The organism is Streptomyces sp. DH37 (assembly GCF_029813835.1).
In the GTDB taxonomy this organism is placed as follows: Bacteria; Actinomycetota; Actinomycetes; order Streptomycetales; family Streptomycetaceae; genus Streptomyces.
Map to the genome: position 1 here is coordinate 34,069 of NZ_JARVKV010000018.1, position 25,505 is coordinate 59,573.

The 25,505-nt window shown below is 73.6% G+C and carries 28 protein-coding genes; 11 read left to right on the forward strand and 17 right to left on the reverse strand.

Features of this window, described 5'->3' with window-relative positions:
• The first annotated feature begins 6 nt into the window (after window positions 1–6).
• A complete protein-coding gene (locus tag QC029_RS12130; RefSeq protein ID WP_279555659.1) occupies window positions 7–369 on the forward strand; it encodes a DsrE family protein in 363 nt (120 codons plus the stop codon).
• Window positions 370–521: 152 nt separating this feature from the next.
• Here the strand turns inward: QC029_RS12130 and QC029_RS12135 are convergent, their stop codons facing one another.
• The 7 genes from QC029_RS12135 to QC029_RS12160 form a co-directional block, all read right to left on the reverse strand.
• Window positions 522–809 carry a DUF1416 domain-containing protein gene (locus tag QC029_RS12135; protein ID WP_279555604.1) on the reverse strand — a complete coding sequence of 96 codons (288 nt, stop codon included), beginning with the start codon at window positions 807–809 and terminating at the stop codon, window positions 522–524.
• Window positions 810–863: 54 nt separating this feature from the next.
• Entirely contained in the window at window positions 864–1,709 is an 846-nt protein-coding gene (locus tag QC029_RS12140) for a sulfurtransferase (protein WP_279555606.1), read from the reverse strand.
• A 165-nt stretch (window positions 1,710–1,874) separates the two neighbouring features.
• Window positions 1,875–1,958, reverse strand: coding sequence for a putative leader peptide (locus QC029_RS31195; RefSeq protein ID WP_369126573.1), 84 nt, complete (start codon window positions 1,956–1,958; stop codon window positions 1,875–1,877).
• Between the two features lie 192 nt (window positions 1,959–2,150).
• A complete protein-coding gene (locus tag QC029_RS12145) occupies window positions 2,151–2,837 on the reverse strand; it encodes a DUF2993 domain-containing protein (RefSeq protein ID WP_279555608.1) in 687 nt (228 codons plus the stop codon).
• A 164-nt stretch (window positions 2,838–3,001) separates the two neighbouring features.
• Window positions 3,002–4,156, reverse strand: a complete 1,155-nt coding sequence (locus QC029_RS12150; protein WP_279555609.1) for a hypothetical protein — start codon at window positions 4,154–4,156, stop codon at window positions 3,002–3,004.
• Entirely contained in the window at window positions 4,153–4,419 is a 267-nt protein-coding gene (locus tag QC029_RS12155) for a MoaD/ThiS family protein (protein ID WP_279555611.1), read from the reverse strand. Before QC029_RS12155 ends, QC029_RS12150 begins: the two co-directional genes overlap by 4 nt.
• A 13-nt stretch (window positions 4,420–4,432) precedes the next feature.
• Window positions 4,433–5,410 (reverse strand): alpha/beta hydrolase, encoded by a 978-nt coding sequence (locus tag QC029_RS12160; protein ID WP_279555612.1) that lies wholly within the window; start codon window positions 5,408–5,410, stop codon window positions 4,433–4,435.
• A gap of 127 nt (window positions 5,411–5,537) precedes the next feature.
• Here QC029_RS12160 and QC029_RS12165 point away from each other — a divergent pair, with 127 nt between their 5' ends.
• From QC029_RS12165 to QC029_RS12185, 5 genes are all read left to right on the forward strand, one after another.
• Window positions 5,538–6,350 carry a response regulator transcription factor gene (locus tag QC029_RS12165; RefSeq protein ID WP_279555613.1) on the forward strand — a complete coding sequence of 271 codons (813 nt, stop codon included), beginning with the start codon at window positions 5,538–5,540 and terminating at the stop codon, window positions 6,348–6,350.
• 24 nt (window positions 6,351–6,374) lie between these two features.
• Window positions 6,375–7,400: a LacI family DNA-binding transcriptional regulator gene (locus QC029_RS12170; protein ID WP_279555614.1), complete on the forward strand. Its 1,026-nt coding sequence runs from the start codon at window positions 6,375–6,377 to the stop codon at window positions 7,398–7,400.
• A 120-nt stretch (window positions 7,401–7,520) separates the two neighbouring features.
• Entirely contained in the window at window positions 7,521–8,561 is a 1,041-nt protein-coding gene (locus tag QC029_RS12175; RefSeq protein WP_279555615.1) for a trypsin-like peptidase domain-containing protein, read from the forward strand.
• A 22-nt stretch (window positions 8,562–8,583) separates the two neighbouring features.
• Window positions 8,584–9,366, forward strand: a complete 783-nt coding sequence (locus QC029_RS12180) for a response regulator transcription factor (RefSeq protein ID WP_279555616.1) — start codon at window positions 8,584–8,586, stop codon at window positions 9,364–9,366.
• The gene (locus QC029_RS12185) at window positions 9,363–10,799 is read left to right on the forward strand and encodes a HAMP domain-containing sensor histidine kinase (protein WP_279555617.1); all 1,437 of its coding nucleotides are present in this window, start codon (window positions 9,363–9,365) and stop codon (window positions 10,797–10,799) included. Before QC029_RS12180 ends, QC029_RS12185 begins: the two co-directional genes overlap by 4 nt.
• Here the strand turns inward: QC029_RS12185 and QC029_RS12190 are convergent.
• Together QC029_RS12190 and QC029_RS12195 are read right to left on the reverse strand one after the other, a co-directional pair.
• Window positions 10,789–11,148: a DUF4180 domain-containing protein gene (locus tag QC029_RS12190; protein ID WP_279555618.1), complete on the reverse strand. Its 360-nt coding sequence runs from the start codon at window positions 11,146–11,148 to the stop codon at window positions 10,789–10,791. The two genes, QC029_RS12185 and QC029_RS12190, sit on opposite strands and share 11 nt — an antisense overlap.
• Before the next feature lie 174 nt (window positions 11,149–11,322).
• The gene (locus QC029_RS12195; RefSeq protein WP_279555619.1) at window positions 11,323–13,134 is read right to left on the reverse strand and encodes a bifunctional UDP-sugar hydrolase/5'-nucleotidase; all 1,812 of its coding nucleotides are present in this window, start codon (window positions 13,132–13,134) and stop codon (window positions 11,323–11,325) included.
• A 147-nt stretch (window positions 13,135–13,281) separates the two neighbouring features.
• Here QC029_RS12195 and mshD point away from each other — a divergent pair, with 147 nt between their 5' ends.
• Complete coding sequence (mshD, locus tag QC029_RS12200; RefSeq protein WP_279555620.1) at window positions 13,282–14,199, forward strand: mycothiol synthase; 918 nt, start codon at window positions 13,282–13,284, stop codon at window positions 14,197–14,199.
• Window positions 14,200–14,325: 126 nt separating this feature from the next.
• Here the strand turns inward: mshD and QC029_RS12205 are convergent, their stop codons facing one another.
• Genes QC029_RS12205 through QC029_RS12220 form a run of 4 tightly spaced genes read right to left on the reverse strand, consistent with a single transcriptional unit; the run spans window position 14,326 to window position 15,896 of the window.
• Window positions 14,326–14,532 (reverse strand): DUF397 domain-containing protein, encoded by a 207-nt coding sequence (locus QC029_RS12205; RefSeq protein ID WP_279555621.1) that lies wholly within the window; start codon window positions 14,530–14,532, stop codon window positions 14,326–14,328.
• Between the two features lie 33 nt (window positions 14,533–14,565).
• A complete protein-coding gene (locus QC029_RS12210; RefSeq protein WP_279555622.1) occupies window positions 14,566–14,772 on the reverse strand; it encodes a DUF397 domain-containing protein in 207 nt (68 codons plus the stop codon).
• Window positions 14,773–14,805: 33 nt separating this feature from the next.
• Window positions 14,806–15,012 carry a DUF397 domain-containing protein gene (locus tag QC029_RS12215; protein ID WP_279555623.1) on the reverse strand — a complete coding sequence of 69 codons (207 nt, stop codon included), beginning with the start codon at window positions 15,010–15,012 and terminating at the stop codon, window positions 14,806–14,808.
• Entirely contained in the window at window positions 15,009–15,896 is an 888-nt protein-coding gene (locus tag QC029_RS12220; RefSeq protein ID WP_279555624.1) for a helix-turn-helix transcriptional regulator, read from the reverse strand. Before QC029_RS12220 ends, QC029_RS12215 begins: the two co-directional genes overlap by 4 nt.
• Window positions 15,897–16,362: 466 nt before the next feature.
• Between QC029_RS12220 and QC029_RS12225 the strand changes: the two genes are divergently transcribed.
• The 4 genes from QC029_RS12225 to QC029_RS12240 all read left to right on the forward strand — a co-directional run bounded on the left by QC029_RS12225 (window position 16,363) and on the right by QC029_RS12240 (window position 20,788).
• Window positions 16,363–18,576, forward strand: coding sequence for an RNA degradosome polyphosphate kinase (locus tag QC029_RS12225; protein WP_279555625.1), 2,214 nt, complete (start codon window positions 16,363–16,365; stop codon window positions 18,574–18,576).
• A gap of 91 nt (window positions 18,577–18,667) precedes the next feature.
• Complete coding sequence (locus tag QC029_RS12230) at window positions 18,668–19,726, forward strand: CHAD domain-containing protein (protein ID WP_279555660.1); 1,059 nt, start codon at window positions 18,668–18,670, stop codon at window positions 19,724–19,726.
• Window positions 19,726–20,220, forward strand: coding sequence for an NUDIX hydrolase (locus QC029_RS12235; protein WP_279555626.1), 495 nt, complete (start codon window positions 19,726–19,728; stop codon window positions 20,218–20,220). The genes QC029_RS12230 and QC029_RS12235 overlap by 1 nt, the downstream gene beginning before the upstream one ends.
• Window positions 20,221–20,365: 145 nt before the next feature.
• Entirely contained in the window at window positions 20,366–20,788 is a 423-nt protein-coding gene (locus QC029_RS12240; RefSeq protein ID WP_279555627.1) for an Hsp20/alpha crystallin family protein, read from the forward strand.
• 33 nt (window positions 20,789–20,821) lie between these two features.
• On the opposite strand, the gene QC029_RS12245 is transcribed toward QC029_RS12240, so the two are convergent.
• The 4 genes from QC029_RS12245 to QC029_RS12260 form a co-directional block, all read right to left on the reverse strand.
• Complete coding sequence (locus QC029_RS12245) at window positions 20,822–21,646, reverse strand: class I SAM-dependent methyltransferase (RefSeq protein WP_279555628.1); 825 nt, start codon at window positions 21,644–21,646, stop codon at window positions 20,822–20,824.
• A 95-nt stretch (window positions 21,647–21,741) separates the two neighbouring features.
• Window positions 21,742–22,698: an LAETG motif-containing sortase-dependent surface protein gene (locus QC029_RS12250; protein ID WP_279555629.1), complete on the reverse strand. Its 957-nt coding sequence runs from the start codon at window positions 22,696–22,698 to the stop codon at window positions 21,742–21,744.
• A 333-nt stretch (window positions 22,699–23,031) separates the two neighbouring features.
• Window positions 23,032–25,020 carry a caspase family protein gene (locus tag QC029_RS12255; protein ID WP_279555630.1) on the reverse strand — a complete coding sequence of 663 codons (1,989 nt, stop codon included), beginning with the start codon at window positions 25,018–25,020 and terminating at the stop codon, window positions 23,032–23,034.
• Window positions 25,013–25,345 (reverse strand): hypothetical protein, encoded by a 333-nt coding sequence (locus QC029_RS12260; RefSeq protein WP_279555631.1) that lies wholly within the window; start codon window positions 25,343–25,345, stop codon window positions 25,013–25,015. The genes QC029_RS12255 and QC029_RS12260 overlap by 8 nt, the downstream gene beginning before the upstream one ends.
• Window positions 25,346–25,505: the final 160 nt, after the last annotated feature.

A 25,505-nucleotide genomic window follows, 5' to 3' on the forward strand; every position in this document is an offset into this window, starting at 1 on the left:
GCAGCTGTGTCGAAGAAGCTCGTGATCAAGGTGACGGCCGGGGCGGACGCGCCCGAGCGGTGCTCGCAGGCCTTCACGGTGGCGGCGGTGGCCGTGGCCAGCGGGGTGGAGGTGTCGCTCTGGCTGACCGGGGAGTCGGCGTGGTTCGCGCTGCCGGGCCGGGCGGCGGAGTTCGAACTGCCGCACTCCGCGCCGCTGCCCGAGCTGGTCGACGGCGTCCTGGCGGGCGGGCGGATCACGCTGTGCACCCAGTGCGCGGCGCGGCGCGGGATCGAGGAGAAGGACGTGCTCGAGGGCGTGCGGATCGCCGGGGCCCAGGTCTTCGTCAGCGAGATCATGGGCGAGGGCGTGCAGGCGCTCGTCTACTGACGCACTGGCGTACTGGCGCCTCCGCCGGCGGACCGCCCGCCGGAGGCGGGATGCACGGAGGCCGCGCCCCACACAAGGTGTCCAACCCCCGGGGCGCGGCCTCCGTACGTCAGGTGGCGGCCGTACGTCGGACGACGGCCGCCGTCACGCGGTCACACCGCGATGGGGACCTCCACCAGGCCGCCCTGCTGGGCGACGACGGTGCGGTCCGCGGTGCCGCCGGGGACCAGGGCGCGCACGGTCCAGGTGCCCTCGGCGGCGTAGAAGCGGAACTGGCCGGTGGCGGAGGTCGGGACCTCGGCCGTGAACTCGCCGGTGCTGTCCAGGAGCCGGACGTACCCGGTGACGGGCTCGCCGCCGCGGGTCACCTGGCCCTGGATCGTCGTCTCACCGGGCTTGATGGAGGAGGCGTCGGGGCCGCCTGCCTGTGCTCCGCACATGTCTGGGCTCTTCCTTCCGAGCGAGGAGTGGGCGTGGGCGTGGAGAGGAGGGGCTCAGGCGCTCTTGCCGTCGCCGAGCTCGATCGGCACGCCGACCAGCGAGCCGTACTCGGTCCACGAGCCGTCGTAGTTCTTGACGTTCTCCTGGCCCAGCAGCTCGTGCAGGACGAACCAGGTGTGGGCGGAGCGCTCGCCGATGCGGCAGTAGGCGATGGTGTCCTTGGACAGGTCCACACCCGCCTCCTGGTACAGCTCCTTCAGCTCCTCGTCGGACTTGAAGGTGCCGTCGTCGTTGGCCGACTTCGACCACGGGATGTTGCTGGCGGTCGGGACGTGGCCCGGACGCTGCGACTGCTCCTGCGGCAGGTGGGCGGGGGCGAGCAGCTTGCCGCTGAACTCGTCGGGGGAGCGGACGTCCACCAGGTTCAGCTTGCCGATGGCCTCGACGACGTCGTCGCGGAAGGCGCGGATCGACGTGTCCTGCTCCTTGGCCCTGTACTCGGTCTTCGGGCGGGAGGGCACCTCGGAGACCAGCTCGCGGGCGTCCAGCTCCCACTTCTTGCGGCCGCCGTCGAGGAGCTTCACGTCCTGGTGGCCGTAGAGCTTGAAGTACCAGTAGGCGTAGGACGCGAACCAGTTGTTGTTGCCGCCGTAGAGGACGACGGTGTCGTCGTTGGAGATGCCCTTCTCGGACAGCAGCTTCTCGAAGCCCGCCTGGTCGACGAAGTCACGGCGCACCGGGTCCTGGAGGTCGGTCTTCCAGTCGATCCGGACGGCGTTCTTGATGTGGTTCCTGTCGTAGGCCGAGGTGTCCTCGTCGACCTCGACGATGACCACCTTGGGGTCGTCGATGTGGGCCTCGACCCAGTCGGCGTCCACCAGGACGTCACTGCGGCTCATGTCTCTCCTCCGGAGGGCAGGTGCTACGGGATTGCGGTGGGTGTGCGTGCGGCGGCGGCGCGGGGCGCCGGCGGGCGCGCACGGGCTGTACGCCGCGGGAGGCGGGGGACAGCGGGGCGGTGCGCGGCTGCGGTCCGGGCTGCGAAGGGCACCGAGGGTCAGCCGTCAGACGACGGCGCGACAGAGCATGGCGGCGACACGGCAAAGATCGACTGCCCGTCGCTTCGTGAGATCCGCCTGTCGCTTCATGGGGCCGATCGTAGGGACGGAAGGGCGGGCGTGTCACCGCCGTTCCGTATGGTGAGAAGAGAATGTCCGGGTAGTGGGACGCGGTGAGAGGTGCGAACCCCTCCCGGACGGGCGTCCAGGGGCCCGGAAGGCGTTTTCTGAGGCGCGGACGCGGTCGTCTCGGAGAGTGGACGGAGGCCCGGCCGCCCGCCGTCAGCCGGCCAGGTTCACGTCCGAGCCGCTCAGGTGCAGGACGACGCCCTCCTCCTCGACGTCCACCTTCTCGAGCCGCAGGCCCTGGGGGAGACCGGTGATCTCCAGCTCCCGGTCTATCTGGCCCCGGATGACGTCCTCCGCGACGGGGAGCTCCGGAAGGTCCTCGGCGTGCAGCGCGATGGTGCTGCCGCCGCGCACGCTCAGTGTGCTGTGCACGCTGAGTTCCAGGACGGCGAGGTTCACGTCCAGCCTGACCTGGTTCTTCGCGGCCCGCTCCGCGCCGGCGTACACCAGGGCGGCGCCCTTCGCGCCCGCCTCGGTCAGGTCCTGGTAGCTGATCCGCGCGCTGCCGACGGCCCGGTCGGCCACGGCCGAGGAGAAGTTGTTCTCCAGCCGCACGTCGCTGAGCCGGACCTTCACCTCGGTGACGTCGACGTCGCGGCCGCCGACCTTGACGGTCAGCCCGTTCAGCGTGGCGTCGACCGACTCCAGTTCCTTGCCCACGACCTGGGTCAGGAAGGGGAATCCGTGGATCTCCACGGAGGGCCGCTCGCTCAGTCCCCTGGAGTTCCCGACCCGCTCGGCGATCTCGTCCTCGGCGAAGTCCACCGCCAGCCGGTCGGCGCCGACGAACAGACCGCCGAAGACGAGCAGAAGTACCAGCAGGGCTTTGAGTGAGCGCATCGTGGTGGTCCCCCCCAGGGTGGCCGGGTGCGGTCGGGTCGGTCGGGCTGACCGGGCCGATCGGTTCGATCGACGCCGGCGGAAGCCGGTCGGGTTCCGGCGAGCCTAACCCGCGGCACACCGGGACAGGTCTGTACCACGGACCCGGCCCGGTGCGCCCGGCCCTACGCCAGCGCCCTGCCGAGCAGGTGGACCGCCGGTACGGCGGCGGTCAGCGGCAGTGCCACGCCCGCCGTCATGTGGACGAAGCGGGAGGGGAAGTCGTAGCTCGCCACCCGCAGCCCGATCAGCGCGCACGCCCCGGCGGCCAGCCCCAGCACCGCGCCGGAGTTCTCCAGGACGGTGAACCGCCCGGCCGCGACGCCCGCGCCCGCGGCGGCGAGCAGCGCGACGACGACGGAGAGCGCGGACGGCAGCGGCAGCGCCCGGGCGAGGGCGGCGGCGGCCACGGCCAGCGCGCCGACCGTCACCGCGTCGGGCTCGGCGGCCAGGTGTCCGGCGGCGACCACGGTGAGGGCGGTGGAGGTGACCCCGGCGGTGAGCGCGTACATGCGCTCGTCGGGCGAGGAGTGGTTGCGGAGCTGGAGGACGAGGACGAGCAGGATCCAGGCGCCGAGCGCGCCGATGATCACGGCCGGGGCGTGTTCGGCGCCGATCGCCAGCAGGGCCGCGTCGGCGGTGACGCCCGCGAGGAACGCCAGCGCGATGCCCTGCCGGGCGGGCCACATGCCGTTGAGCCGGAACCAGCCCGCGGCCGTGACCGCCTGGAGCAGCACCACGGCGACGGCCGACACCGGGAGGGAGACCTGGGCGGTGGCCGCGAGCAGTACGCAGAGGAGCGCGGTGAGGGCTGCGGGGGCCGGGCCGGGCGCGATGATCGGGCTGCCGGTGCGCCGGGGGGCGGCGGGCGGGGCGTCGGCCGTGGCGGTGGCCGCCGCGGCGGGCGCGCCGGCCGCGGCGCCCTGCTCCGGGGGCAGGGGGCCGGGGCCGGGGTACCGGGGCGGCGGGGGAGCGTCGGGGGCGCCGTACCACCCCTGGTCCGGGGCGGCCTGCCGGCCGTACTGGTCGGCGTACCCGTGCCGGCCGTACTGGCCGCCGTACCCGTGCTGGTCGTACTGGCCGGCGTACTGGTCGTTCCGCCCGTCCTGCCCGTTCCACCCGTTCTGCCCGGCATGCCCGTACGCGGGATCGCACGGGCCGTACCCGCCGCGTCCGTCGTACCCGTTGTGTCTGCCATGCCCGTTGTATCCGTCGTGCCCGTTGTGCGAACCGGGCTGCGAGCCGTACGGCTGCTGGGGCGGGTACTGCTGGTCGGTCATCGGGAGCCTCCCGCGAAGGGGGGGAGCACCTCGACGGTGCCGCCCTCGGTCAGTCGGACGAGCCGGTGGTCGCGCCTGCCGACCGGTTCACCGTCCACCAGGAACGAGCAGAGGCCCAGCACCCGGTCGAACTCCGGCCGCCCGGCGTGCCGTTCGCGCGCCTCGGCCAGCGCCTCGGCGAGCGTGTGGGCCTCGTATCTCTCCTCGGTGATCCCGGCGGCGGCCTTGGCCGCGGCCCAGTAGCGGATCATGCCGCTCGGCATGGTGGTGTCCCTCTCAGCCGTCCGTCGTCCCGCCACCATGATGGCGGGTCGCCCGGCCGGCCCGTGCGGCCGTCCAGGCGGCGATCCGCTCCAGCAGTTCCCGGGGCGCGGCGTTCTCGGCGTGTCCGAAGCCGCGCTCGATCCACAGCTCGGTGGACGCCGGGTCGGCCGCGTCGGCCAGCGAGCGGGGGTGGTCCAGCGGGAAGTAGGCGTCCCGGTCGCCGTGCACCACCAGCAGCGGAGTCGGAGCGATCAGCGGCGCGGCCTCCACCGGCGACAGCGGCACCGGGTCCCAGTCCCGGTGGTGGACGCGGGTGCGCAGCCCGTAGCGGGAGACCAGGCGCCCGACGGGGCGCTGGATGGCCCAGTGGACCCGCCGCATGGCCGGGGTGCCCCGGTAGTACCAGCGCGCGGGCGCACTCACGGCGACGACCGCATCGGTGTGTGCGTCTGTGCGCCCCTGACGCATCCCGTGCGCTCCGCCGGCGCCGTCCGCCCCGCCGGGCCGGTGGAGCGCCGCGTGCCGCAGCACCACCGATCCGCCCATCGAGAAGCCCACCGTCGCCACCGTCCGGTGCCCCAGCGAGCGCGCCCAGCGCACCGCCGCCGCCAGGTCCAGCACCTCCCGGTCGCCGACCGTGGACCGGCCCCCGGAGCGGCCGTGCCCGCGGAAGGAGAACGTGACCACGCCCGCGTGACGGGCGAAGACCTGTGACACTCGTCGCACCGCGGGCCGCTCCAGCGAGCCGGTGAAACCGTGCGCCACGACGATCGCCAGGTCCCGCCCCTCGGCCTCCGCCGGACCGTCGCCCCGGCCGCCGGAAGACCCCTCGCGGGGCTGGTAGGCGGCGTCGATGCCCACCCCGTCGCCGGCCCGCAGCCGTGTCCGCGAAGGCGCGTCCGGAGGCGTCCGCTCCGCCGTGCGCCCGCCACGTTCGGTGACCGGCCCGGCACGGAAAAGCTCCTCCGGTCCCTCCGCATCCTCACTCATGTGGGATATTGTCGATGACGAGAAGGATCCGGGCAGCGCCGCCCCCGGGTCCTTTCGTGCTTTCAGAGCGCAGTACGAAGCAGTGCCGCCACACGCCCCTCACGGGGCCGGGGAAGGACTCGACGTCATGAGCTCACTACTCCTGCTGACCAACGCCCTCCAGCCCTCGACCGAAGTCCTGCCCGCGCTCGGCCTGCTGCTGCACAACGTCCGTGTGGCCCCGGCCGAGGGGCCCGCGCTGGTGGACACGCCCGGCGCCGACGTCATCCTGATCGACGGCCGCCGCGACCTGCCCCAGGTGCGCTCCCTGTGCCAGCTCCTGCGCTCCACCGGACCGGGCTGCCCGCTGATCCTGGTGGTCACCGAGGGCGGCCTCGCGGCCGTCACCGCCGAGTGGGGCGTCGACGACGTCCTGCTGGACACCGCCGGCCCGGCCGAGGTCGAGGCCCGGCTGCGACTGGCCACCGGACGCCAGCAGATCGCCGGCGACGACAGCCCGATGGAGATCCGCACCGGCGACCTGTCGGTGGACGAGGCCACCTACAGCGCCAAGCTCAAGGGGCGCGTGCTGGACCTCACCTTCAAGGAGTTCGAGCTGCTGAAGTACCTGGCGCAGCACCCCGGCCGGGTGTTCACCAGGGCCCAGCTCCTCCAGGAGGTGTGGGGCTACGACTACTTCGGCGGCACCCGGACCGTCGACGTCCACGTACGGCGGCTGCGGGCCAAGCTCGGCCCGGAGCACGAGTCGCTGATCGGGACCGTGCGCAACGTCGGCTACCGCTTCGTGCTCCCGGAGAAGAAGGAGCCGACCGCCGAGGAGCGCAGGGCCCAGGAGGACGCCAGGGCCACCGTGGACGCCGCCGAGAGAATGGCGCAGGACGCGGCGAACGGCACGCCGGAGGGCGGGCGGAAGGCCGCCGCTCGCCGGGTGGGGAACTGAGGCGGCGCGCGTAGACTTCCGGCTGTGGCGAAGGTGACGCGGGACGATGTGGCGAGACTGGCGGGTACGTCGACCGCGGTCGTCAGCTACGTGATCAACGACGGGCCCCGGCCGGTCGCCCCGGCGACCCGCGAGCGCGTGCTCGCGGCGATCAAGGAGCTGGGGTACCGGCCGGACCGGGTCGCGCAGGCGATGGCGTCCCGGCGCACCGACCTGATAGGCCTGATCGTCCCCGACGCCCGGCAGCCGTTCTTCGCGGAGATGGCGCACGCGGTCGAGCAGGCCGCCGCCGACCGCGGGAAGATGGTCCTCGTCGGCAACTCCGACTACCTCGACGAGCGCGAGGTGCACTATCTGCGCGCCTTCCTCGGCATGCGCGTCTCGGGCCTGATCCTGATCAGCCAGGGCCCCAGCGAGCGCGCCGCCGCCGAGATAGAGGCCTGGGACGCGCGCGTGGTGCTGCTGCACCGGCGGCCCGAGGCCATCGACGACGTGGCCGTCGTCCTCGACGACGTCGGCGGCGCGCAGATGGTCACCCGCCACCTGCTGGAGCACGGCCACGCGTACGTGGCCTGCCTGGGCGGCGTGGAGTCCACCCCGTCCTTCGGCGACCCGGTGACCGACCACGTGGAGGGCTGGCGCCGGGCGATGAAGGAGGCGGGCCGCTCCACCGACGGGCGTCTCTTCCAGGCCCCCTACAACCGCTACGACACCTACCGCGTCGCCCTCGGCCTGCTCGGCGGCCCCGACCGCCCGCCCGCGCTGGTGTGCGCCACCGACGACCAGGCCATCGGCGTGCTGCGCGCCGCCCGCGAGCTGGGCATCGACGTGCCCGGCGAGCTGGCGGTGGCCGGCTTCGACGACGTCAAGGAGGCGGCGCTGACCGATCCGCCGCTGACCACGGTGGGCTCGGACCGCGAGGCGATGGCCCGCGCCGCGGTGGACCTGGTGCTGGACGACGGGGTGCGGGTGAACGGTTCGCGGCGCGAGCGCGTGCGCCAGTTCCCGTCGGGGCTGGTGGTGCGCCGCTCCTGCGGGTGCGGCGGCTGACGGGAGCCCGGCGGGGCCCCGGCGGGACCGGGCGGGCCCGGCGGGACCGCGGCGCGATTCTTCCCCGGGTCTCAGTCCGTCCTCATGATGTTCTCATTCCGGGCGCGCACAGTCGTGTGCATGAGCGACCACGAGACAGACCGCGCGTACCCGCCCCGCCCGCCGTACGAGCCGGCCGTCCCCGGACCCGGACCCGGACCCGCCACCGCCCCCGCCACCACGCCCTCGCCGCACGACTCCGGGGCCGTCCCCGGCGCTCCCTCCGGGGCGCACGCCCGGCAGCGGGCGCGCCGTCCCGTCGGGCTGCTGGCGGCCGTGGCGATCGTGGCCGCCGCGGTCGGCGGCGGTACGGCGACGCTGGTGGGCGAGGCGTTCGGCGACGGCTCCGCGACCGTCGCCGCCTCCTCCGTTCCGGGCGCCAACACCTCCGGATCCGCCGCCGAGTCCGGTGCCACCGTCGCCGACGTGGCCAAGGCCGTCGGCCCCAGCGTCGTGGAGATCGCCGCCACCTCCCGCTCCGGCTCCGCGACCGGCTCCGGCGTGGTGATCTCCGAGAAGGGCGAGATCCTCACCAACAACCACGTCGTCTCCGGTGCGACCGCGATCGAGGTCACCTTCTCCGACGGCGACACCGCCCGCGCCGAGATCGTCGGCACCGAGCCCGACCTCGACATGGCGCTGATCCGCGTCGAGGACGCGGACGGCCTGACCCCCGCCCCGCTCGGCGACTCCGACGCCGTCCGCATCGGCGACCGCGTCGTCGCCTTCGGCTCCCCCGAGGGCCTGTCGGGCACGGTCACCAGCGGCATCGTCTCCGCCAAGGACCGCGAGGTCACGGTGGAGAAGGTGGAGAAGGAGGGGGAGGACAGCAGGCCGCGCGGCGACGGGGCGTGGCCGTTCGAGTTCGGCGGCGGCCGGTACAACGGCGAGGTCGGCCCGGAGACCACCACCTACGAGGCCATCCAGACCGACGCCTCGCTCAACCCCGGCAACTCCGGGGGACCGCTGGTCGACATGGACGGCCGCGTGATCGGCATCAACTCCGCGATCTACAACAACGCCTCCGCCGCCGGCGGCGAGGCGGGCAGCGTCGGCCTGGGCTTCGCCGTCCCCGTCAACGACGTGAAGGAGATCCTCGACGACCTCCGCGCCGGTGACTGAGGGGGGTGCGACACTCCTGCCCATGACCTCCGCCTCCGCCTCCTCCGCCGCGCCCCACCCCGCCGCGTCCGCGCGCGTGCTGATCGTCGACGACGAGCCGGCCGTACGCGAGGCCCTGCGCCGCAGCCTGGCCTTCGAGGGATACGGGACGGAGCTCGCCGCCGACGGCCTGGAGGCCCTGCGGCAGGTGGAGGCGTACCGGCCCGACCTGGTGATCCTGGACGTGCTGATGCCGCGCATGGACGGGCTGACCGCGGCCCGGCGGATGCGCGCGAACGGGGCGACCGTCCCCGTCCTGATGCTCACCGCGCGCGACACCGTCGGCGACCGCGTCACGGGCCTGGACGCGGGCGCGGACGACTACCTGGTCAAGCCGTTCGAGCTGGACGAGCTGCTGGCCCGCGTCCGCGCCCTGCTGCGCCGCAGCTCCTACGCGCGGGAACGGGCCGGCGCCGAGGAGGCCGAGACGCTGGCCTTCGCCGACCTGCGCATGGACCCCACCACGCGCGAGGTGACCCGCGGCGGGCGGCCGGTGGAGCTGACGCGGACGGAGTTCACGCTGCTGGAGATGTTCCTGGCGCACCCGCGCCAGGTCCTCACCCGCGAGCAGATCCTCAAGGCCGTCTGGGGCTTCGACTTCGAGCCCTCCTCCAACTCCCTGGACGTGTACGTGATGTACCTGCGCCGCAAGACCGAGGCGGGCGGCGAGCCGCGCCTGGTGCACACCGTGCGCGGCGTCGGCTACGTGCTCAGGGACACCCCGAAGGACGGCCCGGGGGGCGCGGCGGAGGAGACGCACCGGTGACGTCACGGCTCAACTCCCTGCCGCTGCGCTCGCGCCTGGCCCTGCTGGTCGCGCTGGCCGTGGCGGTCGCGGTGGCGGCGTGCTCCCTGGCCGCCTGGTTCCTGGTGCGGGAGCAGCTCGTCGACTCACTCGACGACGCCCTGCGCGCCAACCGGGTGCCCGACCGCCTCCTGATCGACCTCGTGCAGACCGGCCAGTGCCGGGCGGTGCCCGAGGAGGAGCGGCAGGAGACGCCCAACCCGTTCGACTCCACCGTGCAGCTCGTGGACCGCAACGGCACGAGCTGCATGGCCTTCGGCGAGCAGCCCCTGCCGGTCTCCGCCGCCGACGTGGCGGTCGCCCGCGGCGGGCGCGAGGAGGCCCTGCGCACCGTCACCGCGGGCGGCGAGAAGTACCGCGTGCTGACGACCCCCCTGAGCGGTACGGACGCCGCCGTGAGCGTGGCCCGCCCGATGGCCGAGGTCGACCACAGCCTGGACACCCTCGCCCTCGTCCTCGGCCTGGTCGCCGCCACCGGCGTGCTCGGCGCGGCGGGCGCCGGCGTCCTGCTCGCGCGCGCCGGCCTGCGCCCGGTGGACCGGCTGACGGACGCGGTGGAGCACGTCGCCCGCACCGAGGACCTGGCCGTCCGCATCCCCGTCGAGGGCGACGACGAGATCGCCCGCCTGTCGCGCTCCTTCAACGCCATGACCGCCGCCCTGGCCACCTCCCGCGACCTCCAGCAGCAGCTCATCGCCGACGCCGGGCACGAGCTGCGCACCCCGCTGACCTCCCTGCGCACCAACATCGACCTGCTGGTGCGCAGCGAGCGGACCGGCCGCCCGCTGCCGCCGGAGGACCGCCGCGAGCTGCTGGAGTCCGTACGCGCCCAGATCGGCGAACTCGCCTCCCTCATCGGCGACCTCCAGGAGCTGTCCCGGCCCGACGCGGCGCCCGCCGGCGGGCAGGTGGAGGTGGTCGGCCTGCACGAGACGGCCGAGCGGGCCGTGGAACGGGCCCGGCTGCGCGGCTCGGACATCACCGTCACCCGCGACCTGGCCCCCTGGTACGTACGCGCCGAACCGGCCGCGCTGGAGCGGGCGGTGGTCAACCTGCTGGACAACGCGGTGAAGTTCTCCCCGCCCGGCGGAACGGTCGAGGTCGTCCTGGAGGCCGGCACCGGCACCCTGCGCGTGCGCGACCACGGCCCCGGCATCCCCGAGGACGAACTCCCGTACGTCTTCGACCGCTTCTGGCGCTCCCCGTCCGCCCGCAGCCTCCCCGGCTCGGGCCTGGGCCTGTCCATCGTGGCCCGCACGGTCCGCCGCAGCGGCGGCGAGATCGCCCTCCGCCCGGCGCCGGGCGGAGGCACGGAGGCCGTCCTGCGCCTCCCGGGCGCCCCGGCGCCACCGCCGGAGACGCCCCTTCCGGCCCCGCCGGGGCCTAGGACCTGAGCCGTTCCGCCAGCTCCGCCTCGTTCGCGACGAACCAGGTCTGTCGTCCGCGGTCGCACTCGCGCACGAAGTCCCGCAGCGACGCGCTGGCGGCCGTACGGGCGGAGACGTCGCCGACGACGGCGAGGCCCAGGCGGTAGTTGGCGAACTTCTGGACGATCTCCCCGGCGACGCCGGTGCGCAGCCGGAAGAAGTCCTCGTCCAGGCGCCCGGCGGGCACGGCGACCCACCGGGCGCCCTGGTACCCGGCGTCGCCGATCAGGTCCAGCGCCTCGCGCTCGCCGATGGTCCCGCCCTCGTCGGCGCACATCAGGACGGGGGTGCCGTGGATCGTCCGAAGGGTGGTCATGGGGGTCGAGCCTAGGCGCGGGGGCGTGCGGCGTCGAAGCGTTTTCCGGCGCCCGGGCGGAACCGCGGACAGGGGAACGCCGCCGACCGGCGCGGGCCGGTCGGCGGCGTTGTGGGGGGCTCCGCGGGCCGGGGGGAGCCGGCCCGCGGGGGGAGGGTCATCCGCCGTGGGGGGTCACCGGACGACCGTGATCCGGTCCGCCGCCGGGGCGTCGAGCGGCGCGGCGGCGGAGGAGTTGGCGGTCAGGTAGTCCTGGAGGGCCGCCAGGTCGTCGCCGCCCACCAGCGGGTCGGTGCCCCGCGCCAGCGTCGGGAAGCCGTCGCCGCCGCCCGCCAGGAAGGAGTTCACCGCGACGCGGTACGAGGCGGACGGGTCGATCGGCTCGCCGTTCAGCCGCACCGAGTCCGCGACGATCCGGTCCGCGCCGGACCGGGTGAGGTCGAGGGTGTAGGTGAGGCCGGCCGAGACCTGGAGGATCTTCGGGGACGCCGCGTTGGAGCCGCTGACCTGCTCGCGCAGCACCGTCAGGAGCTGCTCGCCGGTGAGGGTGGTCAGGTTGACGGTGTTGGAGAAGGGCTGGACGGTGAAGCCCTCGGCGTACGTCACCACGCCGTCGCCCTCGGCGCCGGAGGCCGCGTACACCAGGTCGGCGCGGATGCCGCCGGGGTTCATCAGGGCCAGGTCGGCGCCGGGGTCCAGCTTGCGGGCGTGGGCGAGCTGCGCGTCGGCGATCAGGTCGCCCAGCGGGGACTCGGGCCTGGTCCGGTCGGCGGCGATGTCCTCGGAGATCCAGCCGATGGGGCGGTTCGCGACGGGCGCGGCCAGCCCCTTCCAGTAGTCGATCAGCGAGGTGAGGTCGGCCGCCTTCTCCTGGTTGCGGTGGACGACGCGGTTGGTGCCCTCGACCGAGGCGCGCACGATGTCGCGGGTGCGGCGGTCGTACTCCATGTTCAGCTCGGTGAAGAGCCGGCCGAAGGAGGCGGCGGAGGTGACCAGGCGGTCCTCGCCCCTGGGGTCGGGGATGGAGCAGACGTAGGGCTGGTGGGTGTGGCCGGTGATCAGCGCGTCCACGCCCGCGTCCGTCCGCTTCGCGATGTCGACGATCGGGCCGGACAGCTTGCCGCCGTCCTCGCCGCAGTCGGCGTTGTACGCGGTGGAGGCCGGGGTGCCGCCCTCGTGGACCAGCGCGATGACGGCGTTGACGCCCTTGCGCCTGAGCTCCTTGGTGTACTTGTCGATGGTCTCGGCCTCGTCGAGGAACTTCAGCCCCTTGACGCCCTCGGCCGAGACGATGTCCGGCGTGCCCTCCAGCGTGACGCCGATGAAGCCGACCTTGACGCCCTTCATCTTCTTGACGGTGTAGGGCGCCAGCAGCGGCCTGCCGGTCCTCTCGTCGACGACGTTGGCCGCGAGGATCGGGAAGTCGGCGCCCTCGAAGGTGCGGCCCTCGTCGTAGCAGCCGTCCTCGGGGTGGCAGCCGCCCTTCTGGAGGCGCTTCAGCTCGGCCGCGCCCTCGTCGAACTCGTGGTTGCCGACGCCCACGACGTCCATGCCGAGCGCGTTCATCGCCTCGATGGTGGGCTCGTCGTGGAAGAGGCCCGACAGCAGCGGGCTGGCGCCCACGATGTCGCCGGGCGCGACGGTGACCGAGTACGGGTGGCCCTCGCGGGCCTCGCGCAGGGAGGTGGCGAGGTACTCGGCGCCGCCGGCGTCGATCTGCTCGGTGGTGCCGTCCGGGTGCTGGTGGGTCACACGGCCGGAGGAGCCGGTGGGGGGCTCCAGGTTGCCGTGGAAGTCGTTGATCGCGAGCACCTGGAGGTCGACGGTGCGGCCGTGGTGCTCGCCGGACGCCTTCCGCGCCCCGGCTTCCGGCGCGTCCTGCGCGGCGGCGGGCACGGCGGCGCCGAGCGCGCCGACCGTCAGCAGACCGGCCGCGGCGGCGGTGAGTCTGCGGGAGAGGGGGGACCGCTTGGGCGGAGTGGACATGTTCTGTCCCCTTCTGTTCCCTTGGTGAAGCCGTGAGTTGGCCTGGTGATGGCCGGTGATGGCGAGGGGCAGCCTAGGTCAACGCGCGTAGCGTGTCATGGTGGAGGAAGTAACCGCCAGGTTTCGATGCTGCGTAGGCTTCTCCCCATGAGCGACGTGGTGGTTGTGGACGAGCTGACGCCCGAGGCCGTACGGGAAGCCCAGGCGCTGATCGACGAGGCCGCCCGGGTGGACGGCCAGCCCGCCGTCTCCGAGCAGGGCCGCCTCCAGCTGCGCGGCGGGCGCCGCCGGGGCGTGCGGCACCTGTTGCTGTGGGACCGGGGGGAACTGGTCGGATACGGCCAGTTGGAGGACACCGATCCGGTCGAGGCCCCGGCCGGCGAGTTCGTGGTCCACCCCGACCACCGCCGCGAGGGCCACGGTCTCGCGCTGGGCCGCGCGCTGCTGGAGGCGTCGGGCCGGCGGCTGCGGGTGTGGGCGCACGGCGGCCACCCGGCCGCGCGGCACCTGGCCCGGATGCTCGGCCTCACCCTCTTCCGCGAACTGCGGCAGATGCGGCGCCCCCTGGCCGGCCTGGACCTGCCCGAGCCGGTGCTGCCGCCGGGGGTGCGGCTGAGGACCTTCGTCCCCGGACAGGACGACGCGGCCTGGCTGGCCGCCAACGCCGCCGCCTTCGCCCACCACCCCGAGCAGGGCGGTATGACCCTGCGCGACCTGGAGGACCGCGAGGCCGAGCCGTGGTTCGACCCCAAGGGCTTCTTCCTCGCCGTGCGCGGCGGCGAGGGCGGCGGAGAGGGTGAGGAACTGCTCGGCTTCCACTGGACGAAGGTCCACAGCGCCGAGCAGCTCGGCGAGGTGTACGTCGTCGGCGTCACCCCCGGCGCCCAGGGCGGGGGCCTGGGCAAGGCGCTGACGGTGGTGGGCCTGCGCTACCTGGCCCGCGACCGCGGCCTGCCGACCGCGATGCTGTACGTGGACGCCGACAACACCGCGGCCGTGAAGGTCTACGAGCGGCTGGGCTTCCGGGTCCACGAGGTGGACCTGATGTACCGCACGGAGGGCTGAACCGCGCGGGGAGACGGCCGATCGGGCCGTCACCGGTCCACCGCACGCCTCCGGCGGAAGACGGGCCGGGCCGCGGCGTACCCCACGGCCACGCACCCGGCCAGGAGCATCATCCGGACGGCCCCGTCAGCGTCCGGCCGTGTAGGCCGTGAAGCCGCTCCACGCGTGCGGTGAGAACGCCAGGCGCGGGCCCTGCGCGTCCTTGGAGTCGCGGACGTGGACGGTGCCGGGGGTGGCGGCGACCTCGACGCACGCAGGGCCGTCGTTGGTGCTGTGGCTGCTCTTGATCCACTCCAGCGCGGAACCGTCTCCGGCCGAGAGCGTGAGGGTCATGTGATCTCTCCCAGCGGTTCCTCTGGGGCGGGGTCAGCGCCCCGCGGTGTACGTCATGAAGTCGGTCCACGCACCCGGCGCGAAGGCGAGACGGGGGCCTTGGGTGTCCTTGGAGTCGCGGACGTGGACGGTGCCGGGGGTGGCGGCGACCTCGACGCAGTCGGGGCCGTCGTTGGTGCTGTGGCTGCTCTTGATCCACTCCAGCGCGGAACCGTCTCCGGCCGAGAGCGTGAGGGTCATGTGATCTCTCCCAGCGGTTCCTCTGGGGCGGGGTCAGCGCCCCGCGGTGTACGTCATGAAGTCGGTCCACGCACCCGGCGCGAAGGCGAGACGGGGGCCTTGGGTGTCCTTGGAGTCGCGGACGTGGACGGTGCCGGGGGTGGCGGCGACCTCGACGCAGTCGGGGCCGTCGTTGCTGCTGTGGCTGCTCTTGATCCACTCCAGCGCGGAACCGTCTCCGGTCGAGGGCTTGAGCGTCATGTGATCTCTCCCAGCAGTTTCTCGATGAAGGCCAGCGACTCTCGTGGGTTGAGAGCCTGCGCTCGGATCATCCCGTACCGCATCTCAAGAATCTGGACCTCTCTGGGATCCGAGACCAGACGACTGGTGAGCTGGGCTTCCGAGTAACCCACCGTCGTACCGTCCTTGATCTTCAGCACGCGAAGTTCGCCGGCCATCCCTGCGTGCTTTCCGCGGTCCGTCGGCATCACCTGGATCTCGACGTTTCGCAACCGGCCGACGTCCAGCAGGTGTTCGAGCTGGCGGCGCAGCACCATTCTGCCTCCGATCGGCCTCCGGAGTGTCACCTCTTCCTGGACAAAAGTCAGCAGGGGAGCGGGTCGGCGTCCGAAGATCTCCTGTCGCGCCATCCGCGCGGCTACCTGCCGCTCGATCTCGTCCTCGCCGTACGGCGGGAGCCGCATCTCGAACAGAGCCCGTGTGTACTCCTCGGTCTGCAGCAGACCGTGCATGTTGTGGTTGGCGTACGCGCCCAGCTCCACGGCCTCGGCCTCCAGCTTGGCCAGGTCCCGCACCTTCTTCGGGTACCGGGCCTCCTGCACGTCCTTCTTCATCGCCGCGAGCTTGCCGCCCGCGCCGAGCACCCGGTCCGCCTTCTCCAGGAACTCCGGGTGCGGCAGGCGCTTGGCGCGCTCGACCGCCGAGACCATGCCCAGGCTGTAGCCGATGGCCTCGCCCAGCTCGGCCTGCGTCAGCCCGGCCGCCTCCCGCCACAGCTTGATCTGCCGACCGGCGGCCTTCACCACCGGGCCGTACTCGTCGTCCCAGTCCTCCTCCCAGGACGCGCCGTCCGCGCCGTCCGTGGTGTGGTCCGAGCGGTCCCTGCCGCCGCTGTCCGTGCTCATGCGCACCAACCCCCTCCGCAGTCCCTCCGTAGCCCTTCCGTCACGCCCGTGCCCAACGGCGCCCGGCCCCGGCCCGTCACCCCGTACAGGCCGCACAGACCCGGCCCGCGACTCCACAGCGGCCGGTGGTCGATGCCCGGACGCCGCTGTCGGCCACACTAGTGACAGATCGATCACTCTGGGTGATGGAGGTTCGAAAATCACCCGAACAGGAAATTCCGTTCCGTTCCGGCGGCATTCGCCGCCCGCCGCCGCGCCGGTTCGCCGGAGTGAATCGGTCCGGTGCCGGGCACCCGCGCGAAGTGCGGGGATCGCCTGACAGCCATGTCGACTTAACCGGCGATTCAAACTCGCTTGCGAGCATCGCGGAATGCAGCCCGCCGTCCCGAACGAGCAGAGCCGGGGATCGGACCCGGCACCGTTCGCCGGAGCGCCGGTGATCCGCGCGTCGCGGAACAATGGAGGCATGAGCCAGTCAGCGCAGCCCTCCGTCGGTTTCATCGCCGCCTCGCGCCCGCACGCCATGACCACCCCGGGTCACGCGCTCGAGCCCGACCTCGACACCGATCCGGACGCCTACCGGGACGGCGAGGGCCCCGAGGGGGAGGGTGACGCGCTGCCGCAGGGACGTTTCCTCGACCGGGAGCGCAGCTGGCTCGCCTTCAACGAGCGGGTGCTGGAGCTGGCCGAGGACCCCACCACGCCGCTGCTGGAGCGGGCCAACTTCCTGGCGATCTTCGCCAGCAACCTCGACGAGTTCTTCATGGTGCGCGTCGCCGGCCTCAAGCGCCGCATCGCCACCGGCGTGGCCACCCGCTCCGCCTCCGGCCTCCAGCCGCGCGAGGTGCTGGACCTGATCTGGACCCGCTCGCGCGAGCTCATGGCCCGGCACGCCGCCTGCTTCCAGCAGGACGTCCTGCCCACCCTGGCCGACGAGGGCATACACCTCATCCGCTGGCCGGAGCTGACCGAGAAGGAGCAGGCCCGCCTGTTCACCCTCTTCCGGCAGCAGATCTACCCCGTGCTGACGCCGCTGGCGGTGGACCCGGCGCACCCCTTCCCGTACATCTCCGGGCTGTCGCTGAACCTGGCCGTGGTGGTGCGCAACCCGGTCAGCGGGCACCACCACTTCGCGCGGGTGAAGGTGCCGCCGCTGCTCTCCCGCTTCCTGGAGGCCTCCCCGCAGCGCTACGTCCCCATCGAGGACGTGATCGCCGCCCATCTGGAGGAGCTGTTCCCCGGGATGGAGGTCCTCGCCCACCACATGTTCCGGGTCACCCGCAACGAGGACCTGGAGGTCGAGGAGGACGACGCCGAGAACCTGCTGATGGCGCTGGAGAAGGAGCTGATGCGGCGCCGCTTCGGGCCCCCGGTGCGCCTGGAGGTCGAGGAGTCCATCGACCCGTACGTGCTGGACCTGCTGGTGCGCGAGCTGAAGGTCTCCGAGTCCGAGGTCTACCCGCTGCCCGGTCCGCTGGACCTCACCGGGCTGTTCGGGATCGCCGCGCTGGACAAGCCGGAGCTGAAGTACCGCAAGTTCGTCGCCGGCACCCACCGCGACCTGGCCGAGGTCGAGTCGGCCTCCGCGCCCGACGTCTTCGGGGCGCTGCGCGAGCGCGACGTGCTGCTGCACCACCCGTACGACTCCTTCTCCACCTCCGTGCAGCGCTTCCTGGAGCAGGCCGCCGCCGACCCGGACGTGCTGGCGATCAAGCAGACGCTGTACCGGACCTCCGGCGACTCCCCGATCGTGGACGCGCTGATAGACGCGGCCGAGTCCGGCAAGCAGGTCCTGGTGCTGGTGGAGATCAAGGCCCGCTTCGACGAGCAGGCCAACATCAAGTGGGCGCGGAAGCTGGAGGAGGCCGGCTGCCACGTCGTCTACGGCCTGGTGGGGCTCAAGACGCACTGCAAGCTGTCGCTGGTGGTGCGGCAGGAGGGCGAGACGCTGCGCCGCTACAGCCACGTCGGCACCGGCAACTACCACCCCAAGACCGCCCGCCTCTACGAGGACCTGGGCCTGCTCACCGCCGACCCGCAGGTCGGGGCCGATCTGTCCGACCTGTTCAACCGGCTCTCGGGCTACTCGCGCCGCACCACCTACCGCCGTCTGCTGGTCGCGCCCAGCTCGCTGCGCGACGGGCTGGTCCAGCGGATCAACCGCGAGATCACCCACCACCGGGGCGGCCGTCCGGCGTACGTGCGGATCAAGGTCAACTCGATGGTCGACGAGACGGTCATCGACGCCCTCTACCGGGCCTCCCGGGCCGGAGTGCCCGTCGACGTGTGGGTGCGCGGCATCTGCGCGGTGCGGCCGGGGGTGCCGGGGCTGTCGGAGAACATCCGGGTGCGCAGCGTGCTGGGGCGCTTCCTGGAGCACTCCCGGGTCTTCGCCTTCGGCAACGGGGGCGATCCGGAGGTGTGGATCGGCAGCGCCGACATGATGCACCGCAACCTCGACCGGCGCATAGAGGCGCTGGTACGGGTCACCGACCCCGGCCACCGGGCCGCCCTCAACCGGCTGCTGGAGACCGGCATGGCGGACACCACCGCCTCCTGGCACCTCGGCCCGGACGGCGAGTGGACGCGCCACGCCACCGACGCCGAGGGCCGGCCCCTGCGGAACGTCCAGGAAATGCTCATCGACGCCCGGAGGCGCCGACGTGGTCCAGCCACATGACCTGCCCCTCGGTACGGCCGACGGGGGAGGAGAGCCGTATCCGGAAACGCTTCCGGAGACCCACGAGGGCTCCCGTGAACCGCATCCGGATCTGAGGGGGGCGGCGGCGGGCGAGGTGCTGGCCGAGTACCTCCACCGGCAGGCGACCGACTTCCTGCGCAGCCTGCGGCTGCACGAGGAGAGCGCGGGCAGCGCCGAGTCGGCGGCCGTCGCGGCCGAGGCCGTACGGATGCTGCGCCGCTCCGCCCGCCGCATCGGCGCGGCCCTGCGGGTCTACCGGCCGCTGACCGACACCGCCCGGACCGACCAGCTCGGCGCCGAGCTGGTCTGGCTGTCGGGCGTGCTGGGGCGGGAGCGCGCGTACGAGGCGCGGCTGGACCGGCTGCTGGGGGCGCTGCACCGGCTGTCGTCCGCGCCCGCCGGGGCCGGCGAGACCGCCGGCCCGCCCGCCGGCCCGCCCACCCAGCGCGGCCCGTCGTCGCCCGGCGGCGGCCTGGGGATCGGCGCCGCCCGCGCCGGGGCGCTGCTGGAGCGGCAGCTCACCCTCGCCCGGACCCGCGCCCACTCCGCCGCCCTCCAGGCGCTCGGCTCCGCCCGCTTCCACGCCGTCGCCGACGCGGTGGCCGTCCTGGCCTCCGAGGCCCCGCTGGCCGGCGAGGCCGCCGCCCGCCCCGCCGTGCGCACGCTGCTGCCGCTGGCCGAGCTGGCCCACCGGCGCGCGGTGGAGGCCGTGGAGGCGCTGCCGCTGACCCGGGCCCGGCAGTCGTACAACGGCGAGGCGTTCGCCCACACCCTCGCCGTCGACGGGGAGCTGGACGCCGCCTGGAACCAGGTGCGGCTGCTGGTGCGGCTGCGCCGGTACGCCCACGAGGTCCTGCGCGCCGACGACCCGGCGCTGGCCGCCGCCGGCCGGGCGCTGGACCGGCACCGCGACGCGGCCGAGGCGGCCTCCGCGGCGGCCGCCGCCGCCCGCACACCCCGCATCGCCCCCGCCACCGCCTACGCGCTCGGGGTGCTCCACGCCGACCAGCGGCACGAGGTGGAGGCGGCGAGGTTCAGCTTCGGGCGGCTGTGGCACCCGGCGGTCTCGGCCCACCCGGCCGCGGCGGAGACGGCTCCGGTGGCGTCCGGCGCGGAGAGGAGCCGTTGATGGGCGGATCGGATCCCGCTTCCGCTCCCGGCTCCGGCTCCGGCTCCGGCTCCGGCTCCGGCTCCGGCTCCCGGACGGTCCGCGCGGCGGGCTGCGTGCTCTGGCGCCGTACGCGCTCCGGCGCGGCCCCGGGCGGGACCGCGGGCGTCGAGATCGCCCTCGTCCACCGCCCCAAGTGGGACGACTGGTCGCATCCGAAGGGCAAGCTCAAGCCGGGCGAGACGGCCCTGCGGGCGGCGGTGCGCGAGGTGCGCGAGGAGACCGGCATGTCCTGCACGCCGGGCGCGGTGCTGCCCACCACGCGGTACGAGACCGAGGGGCGGGCCAAGGAGGTCCGCTACTGGGCGGCCGAGGCGACCGGCGGGGCGTTCGTCCCGGGCGACGAGGTGGACCGGCTGCTGTGGCTGCCTCCGGAGGAGGCGCGCCGGCGGCTCACCCGGGAGCAGGACCGGCTGCTCGTCGACGCGCTGCTGGCCGCCCTCCATCTCGCCTGACAGCCCTTGTCATCCTCCGGGACCACCTGCTCCGACCTGGTCTTTCCCTGTAGTTGAGCGTGGGCTTGTCAATTTTCCTTCCTGGAGTTATATAGAAGACAGAGGGCATCACAGGACGGAGTGCCACGGAAGGAGATGACCCGTGATGCTGATGCGTACCGACCCGTTCCGCGAGCTCGACCGCCTCACCGAGCAGCTGCTGGGCACCGCGGCCCGCCCGGTCGGAATGCCGATGGACGCCTACCGCTCCGGTGACGACGTGGTGGTCCACTTCGACCTCCCCGGCGTCGACCCGGAGAGCATCGACCTCGACGTCGAGCGCAACGTCCTCACCGTCCACGCCGAGCGCCGGTGGCTCGGGCCGGAGGACGCCGAGCGGATCGCCGCCGAGCGGCCCACCGGCAAGTTCAGCCGGCAGCTCTTCCTCGGCGACACCCTGGACACCGACCGGATCGACGCCTCGTACGACGCCGGCGTCCTGACGCTGCGCATCCCGGTGGCCGAGCAGGCCAAGCCGCGCAAGATCCAGATCAGCGGCGGCACCGACAAGAAGGAGCTGACCCGCTGACGCCGGGGGCGGCCCGGCCGAGGGGCCGCCCCCTCACGTCCCCTTCCCGCTCCCGCCCGGCGCCAGGGCCTCCCACCGCACGGTGACCTCGCCCTGGCGCCAGCGGCGCGGCCCGTCCACGACCGGCCAGTGGGCGGCGACCTCCTTCACCGACCGCATCCAGCGCTGCCGCGCGCCCAGCGCGGCGTAGGGGGAGGCCGCGGCCCAGGCCCGGTCCAGGTCGCGCAGGAAGGCGTGCACCGGCTCGCCCGGGACGTTGCGGTGGATGAGCGCCTTGGGCAGCCGTTCGGCCAGGTCGGACGGGGTGGCCAGGGAGCCGAGCCGGGCCGCGAGCGTCACCGTGCGCGGGCCCTCCGGGCCGATCGCGACCCACGCGTGCCGCCGTCCGATCTCGTCGCACGTCCCCTCGACCAGCAGCCCGCCGGGCGCCAGGCGGGAACGCAGCCGGTCCCAGACGGGGACGACCTCCCGCTCGCCGTACTGCCGCAGGACGTTCGCGGCCCGGATCAGCATCGGCCGCCGCCCGCCGGGCAGCGGCACCTCGAAGCCGCCGTGGGCGAAGACCAGCCCGTGGCGCTCGTACGGCCGGGCCGCCTCGACCCGTGCCGGGTCGATCTCGATCCCGACGACGCTCACGTCCGGGCACACCACCCGCAGCCGCTCCAGCAGCTCCACGGCGGTCCAGGGCGCGGCCCCGTACCCCAGGTCCACGGCGACGGGGCCGTGCGGATCGGCGGTACGGCGCAGCGCGGGGCCGTGGACGCCGGCGATCCAGCGGTCCATGCGCCGCAGCCGGTTCGGATGCGTCGTTCCCCGCGTGGCGGACCCCACGGGCCGCTCCGCCGCACGCCTGCCCATGGCGCAACCCTACGGTGTGCGGAGGACGGCGCGGCCCCGGTGCTCCGGGCACTGCCCGGAGCACCGGGGCCGCGGGGACCGCGGTCGTCCGGGCCTCAGTGCCCGGCGGCCCGGCGGCGCCGGACGGCGAACAGCACGCCGCCGCCGGCCAGCAGCAGCGCGGCGGCCCCGCCGGCGACGGGCCCGACGTTGCCGCCGCCGGTCTCGGCCAGGTTGCCGCCGTCGGACGGGTTCTCGGGGCCGGTGGTCGGCGCGACGGACTCGGAGGCCTCCGGGGCCTGCGGGGACTCACCGCCGGGCGCCGACTCCGAGGGGGCCGGGGGCAGCGACTCCGAGGGGGTCGCGGAGGGCTCCTCCGAGGACGGCGGGGTGGGCTCGGTGGTCTCCGGCGGGGTCTCGGAAGGAGTTCCGGGCGGGGACTGCGAGGGCTCGGACGGGGCCGGGGCCGGGGACTCCTCCAGGCACGCGCGCGTACCGCCGTTCCAGGCGGCGATCAGCTTGTCCTTGATCACCGGCCGGTCCGGGCCGACCGGCAGCGGCCCGTGGCCCTCGCCGGTTCCGCCGTCGAACCGGGTGCCGCCCCGGTAGAGGTCGATCTGCGCGTAGCAGCCCTCGTCGGGCACCGCGATGTCCAGGGTGTCGACGGCGCCCTTCTTCAGGGAGACGGTGTCGAAGTCGTGGAAGACCTGTTCGCCGGAGGTCTCCCAGGTGGGGCCGTGGGTGCGGTAGGCGGCGAGGGAGGCGGTGCAGGAGTCGGCCCGCTGCGCGGCCCGGACGTGGATGTGGACCGTGCCCTCCTCGGTGGGCCTCAGGCTGACGTTGTCCACCTTGACGGAGGAGTGCCAGCTCCTGCCGTCGAGGGAGAACTCGCAGTTGTCGGCCGCGGACTTCTGGCCCGCGCCCTCTCCCGGCCGGAAGCCGGAGGAACTCCCCCTGTCCCAGCCGTCGCCGCCGGAGTGGGCGGCGGCGGTGGCGGCACCGCCCGCGGCGAGCGCCAGGGCGACGGCGCCCGTGCTCAGCAGCCGCATGGCGGAGCGATTCACTATGGGCATGTTTTTCCCAACACGATGTCGGTGCGGAAGCCGACCGGCGCACGGCGCGCGCCGTCCGCTCCCGGGGCGCGATGGTCAGGCCGCGCGGACGCGGGAGGGCATGCCGGGCCGGGTCGGGCTGAAGGGTCGGAAGAACGCACGCGGAGCACGGTGGCACCGCGGCACCATGCATCGTTGTGGCCCGTGTGAAACCTGTCAACCTCAGTGGTCTCCACACCGTTCATCGTTCACCGGTGCGCACCCGTCCCTTCGCGGAGCCGGGGCGCCCGGGGTGCTCGGGGTGCCCGGGGTGCCCGGAGCGCCCGGGGTCCCGGGGGCGCGGCCCCGCGCCCCCTACTCCACGGCCCAGAGCCGGACCGAGTGGTCCGCGCCGGCGCTGGCGAGCGTCCTCCCGTCGGGGCTGAAGGTGAGCATCCAGATCTCGTTGACGTGACCGGTGAGGGTCCTCAGGGATTTCCCGGTCCCCGCGTCCCAGAGCCTGATCGTGTGGTCCGTGCTGCCGCTGGCCAGGGTCTTCCCGTCGGGGCTGAACGCCGCCCAGTTGACGTCGTCGGTGTGGTCGGTGAGGGTCCTCACGGTCTCCCCGGTCTCCGGTCTCCACAGCCGTACGGTGTTGTCCGTGCTGCTGCTGGCGAGGGTCTTCCCGTCGGGGGAGTAGGCCACCGAGAAGACGCCGTCGGTGTGACCGGTGAGGGTCTTCAGCGGTTTCCCGGTCTCCGCGTCCCAGAGCCTGACCGTGTGGTCGGTGCTGCTGCTGGCGAGGGTCTTCCCGTCGGGGGAGTAGGTCACCGAGAGGACGGAGTCGGTGTGGCCGGTGAGGGTCTTCAGCGACTTTCCGGTCCGTGTGTCCCAGAGCCTGATCGCGTGGTCCTCGCTGCCGCTGGCCAGGATCTTGCCGTCGCGGGAGAAGCTCGCCCAGTAGACGTTGTCGGTGTGGTCGGTGAGGGTTCTCAGCGGCTTTCCGGTCTCCGCGTCCCACAACCGGACGGCGTCGTCCGTTCCGGTGCTGGCGAGGGTCTTCCCGTCGGGGGAGTAGGTCACCGAGAGGACGGAGCCGGTGTGGCCGGTGAGGGTCTTCAGCGGCCTTCCGGTCCGTGTGTCCCAGAGCCTGATCGTGCGGTCCTCGCTGCCGCTGGCCAGGGTCCTGCCGTCACGGGAGAAGGCCACGGACATGACCTCGTCGCCGTGTCCGTCGAAGGAGCCGGGCCGGCCGGTGGGGGCCGCGCCGCCCGAAGGCGCGGCCCTGCCCTCCGTGCCCGTCCCGTCGGCCGCCTCCGGTCCGGCCCGGTCGTCGGGGTAGTAGATCCACAGGAGAGCGGCGAGGACCGCGAGGAAGGCCAGACCGGCGACGACACGGACGTTCGAGGCAGCCGCGCGGAACCGCGCGGGCGCCGATGCCGCGGCCTCCAGCGCGGCGGTGTGCTCGCGCAGCCGCTCCACCTCCCGTTCCCGCTCGGCGGCCTCCTCCTGGAGGTCCCGGATCCGGGCCTCCAGCGCGGTGACGATCTCGCGCAGGCGCCGGCTCTCCTCGGCCGGGTCGGCGTGGGTCTCCGGCGGGGCGGCGTTGCGGGCGAAGACGAAGTCGCGGGCGGCGTCCACGACGCGGGCCCTGGGCGGCACGGGCCGCCCGTCGCGGGCGAGGTTCTCCTGCATCCGCGTGAACAGCGAGTGCAGCGTGAGCTCCGGAGGGTGCCCGGGCATGCCCGTCTCGACGAGGTCGGCCAGGTACTTGGTGAAGTACGTCTGGGGCCGGGCGAGCCCCGGGTCCGTCTCGAACCATGCGGGTGTGTTCGCGGCACTGGCCGCCATGGTGTAGGCGCCCGTGCCGGCCGTCAGTTCCACGACCTCCTCGCCGGAGGCCGCCAACCTGCCGTCGCGGCCGATGGCCAGGCCGGAGAAGCAGCAGTCCAGGATCACGATCTTCATCGCGGCCGGGCTGCGGACCAGGGCCCTGCGGACGGCCTCGAACGGCAGACTCGTGGTGGTCCGGCGGTGCGGCTCGGTGCGGGAGCCGACCAGACCGAGGCACAGCTCGTCGTCCTCGTCGATCTGACCGTGGCCGACGTAGTAGAACAGCGCCACGTCCCGGGTGTCGGCGAAGTGGGAGACCAGCTGGTCGGGGAGTTCGCCCGGACCGGACTGGTTGCCCAGCACGGTCAGCCGGTGCGGCGGCCAGCCGCACAGCGGTCCGGTGAGGAGGGCGGTCATGCGCGCGATGCTGTGCTGCGCGGCGGGGACCGGCGGGAGGTGGAGGTAGTCCCAGGTGCCCAGCAGGACGGCCCTGGAGCGGGTGTAGTCGCGCAGCGGGGAGCCGTCAGTCATCGAGGAGCCGTTCCAGGACGGGCATGATGTCGTCGATGTTGGTCGCCTCCAGCGTGAACTCCTCGCCGCGGAACTTCATGGTGATCCTCAGGCCGGTGCGCCGGGAGCGGAGGTACTGCGGGAGGACGCGTACGGCGGCGATCAGGGCGCCGCTGCCGCCCAGCACGGTCAGGGTGTCCAGTGCGCCCTGCTCACCCACGCCCGGCTTCCCGGCGACCCGGGAGACCTCCACTCCGGGGGTTGTGGCCAGCCACTTCACGAGGGAGGCCAGCTCCTTCTGCTCGGGGACCGCCAGTTCGATGCGGCGACGGTCTTCTGCGGTCATGTGCAAGGCCCCTTCCCGGTGTCCCTGGTGATCCTGGTGTTCTTCGTGTTCCTGGTGTTCTTCGTGTGCGTCCATGCGCCCGCGGCCCTCGTCCGGGAGCGCGGCGCCGGCTCCCCGCCACGGCCGAGCCGTCACGGAGGATGTGCGGAACGTCACGTTA

What these genes read in the sequence shown, in the direction of transcription:
- QC029_RS12135 (WP_279555604.1), bottom strand. Translation starts at nt 809, where the DNA reads ATGTGCGGAGCACAGGCAGGCGGCCCCGACGCCTCCTCCATCAAGCCC.
- QC029_RS12140 (WP_279555606.1), bottom strand. Translation starts at nt 1,709, where the DNA reads ATGAGCCGCAGTGACGTCCTGGTGGACGCCGACTGGGTCGAGGCCCAC.
- QC029_RS31195 (WP_369126573.1), bottom strand. Translation starts at nt 1,958, where the DNA reads ATGAAGCGACAGGCGGATCTCACGAAGCGACGGGCAGTCGATCTTTGC.
- QC029_RS12145 (WP_279555608.1), bottom strand. Translation starts at nt 2,837, where the DNA reads ATGCGCTCACTCAAAGCCCTGCTGGTACTTCTGCTCGTCTTCGGCGGT.
- QC029_RS12150 (WP_279555609.1), bottom strand. Translation starts at nt 4,156, where the DNA reads ATGACCGACCAGCAGTACCCGCCCCAGCAGCCGTACGGCTCGCAGCCC.
- QC029_RS12155 (WP_279555611.1), bottom strand. Translation starts at nt 4,419, where the DNA reads ATGCCGAGCGGCATGATCCGCTACTGGGCCGCGGCCAAGGCCGCCGCC.
- QC029_RS12160 (WP_279555612.1), bottom strand. Translation starts at nt 5,410, where the DNA reads ATGAGTGAGGATGCGGAGGGACCGGAGGAGCTTTTCCGTGCCGGGCCG.
- QC029_RS12165 (WP_279555613.1), top strand. Translation starts at nt 5,538, where the DNA reads ATGAGCTCACTACTCCTGCTGACCAACGCCCTCCAGCCCTCGACCGAA.
- QC029_RS12175 (WP_279555615.1), top strand. Translation starts at nt 7,521, where the DNA reads ATGAGCGACCACGAGACAGACCGCGCGTACCCGCCCCGCCCGCCGTAC.
- QC029_RS12180 (WP_279555616.1), top strand. Translation starts at nt 8,584, where the DNA reads ATGACCTCCGCCTCCGCCTCCTCCGCCGCGCCCCACCCCGCCGCGTCC.
- QC029_RS12190 (WP_279555618.1), bottom strand. Translation starts at nt 11,148, where the DNA reads ATGACCACCCTTCGGACGATCCACGGCACCCCCGTCCTGATGTGCGCC.
- QC029_RS12195 (WP_279555619.1), bottom strand. Translation starts at nt 13,134, where the DNA reads ATGTCCACTCCGCCCAAGCGGTCCCCCCTCTCCCGCAGACTCACCGCC.
- mshD (WP_279555620.1), top strand. Translation starts at nt 13,282, where the DNA reads ATGAGCGACGTGGTGGTTGTGGACGAGCTGACGCCCGAGGCCGTACGG.
- QC029_RS12205 (WP_279555621.1), bottom strand. Translation starts at nt 14,532, where the DNA reads ATGACCCTCACGCTCTCGGCCGGAGACGGTTCCGCGCTGGAGTGGATC.
- QC029_RS12210 (WP_279555622.1), bottom strand. Translation starts at nt 14,772, where the DNA reads ATGACCCTCACGCTCTCGGCCGGAGACGGTTCCGCGCTGGAGTGGATC.
- QC029_RS12215 (WP_279555623.1), bottom strand. Translation starts at nt 15,012, where the DNA reads ATGACGCTCAAGCCCTCGACCGGAGACGGTTCCGCGCTGGAGTGGATC.
- QC029_RS12220 (WP_279555624.1), bottom strand. Translation starts at nt 15,896, where the DNA reads ATGAGCACGGACAGCGGCGGCAGGGACCGCTCGGACCACACCACGGAC.
- QC029_RS12225 (WP_279555625.1), top strand. Translation starts at nt 16,363, where the DNA reads ATGAGCCAGTCAGCGCAGCCCTCCGTCGGTTTCATCGCCGCCTCGCGC.
- QC029_RS12235 (WP_279555626.1), top strand. Translation starts at nt 19,726, where the DNA reads ATGGGCGGATCGGATCCCGCTTCCGCTCCCGGCTCCGGCTCCGGCTCC.
- QC029_RS12240 (WP_279555627.1), top strand. Translation starts at nt 20,366, where the DNA reads ATGCTGATGCGTACCGACCCGTTCCGCGAGCTCGACCGCCTCACCGAG.
- QC029_RS12245 (WP_279555628.1), bottom strand. Translation starts at nt 21,646, where the DNA reads ATGGGCAGGCGTGCGGCGGAGCGGCCCGTGGGGTCCGCCACGCGGGGA.
- QC029_RS12250 (WP_279555629.1), bottom strand. Translation starts at nt 22,698, where the DNA reads ATGCCCATAGTGAATCGCTCCGCCATGCGGCTGCTGAGCACGGGCGCC.
- QC029_RS12255 (WP_279555630.1), bottom strand. Translation starts at nt 25,020, where the DNA reads ATGACTGACGGCTCCCCGCTGCGCGACTACACCCGCTCCAGGGCCGTC.
- QC029_RS12260 (WP_279555631.1), bottom strand. Translation starts at nt 25,345, where the DNA reads ATGACCGCAGAAGACCGTCGCCGCATCGAACTGGCGGTCCCCGAGCAG.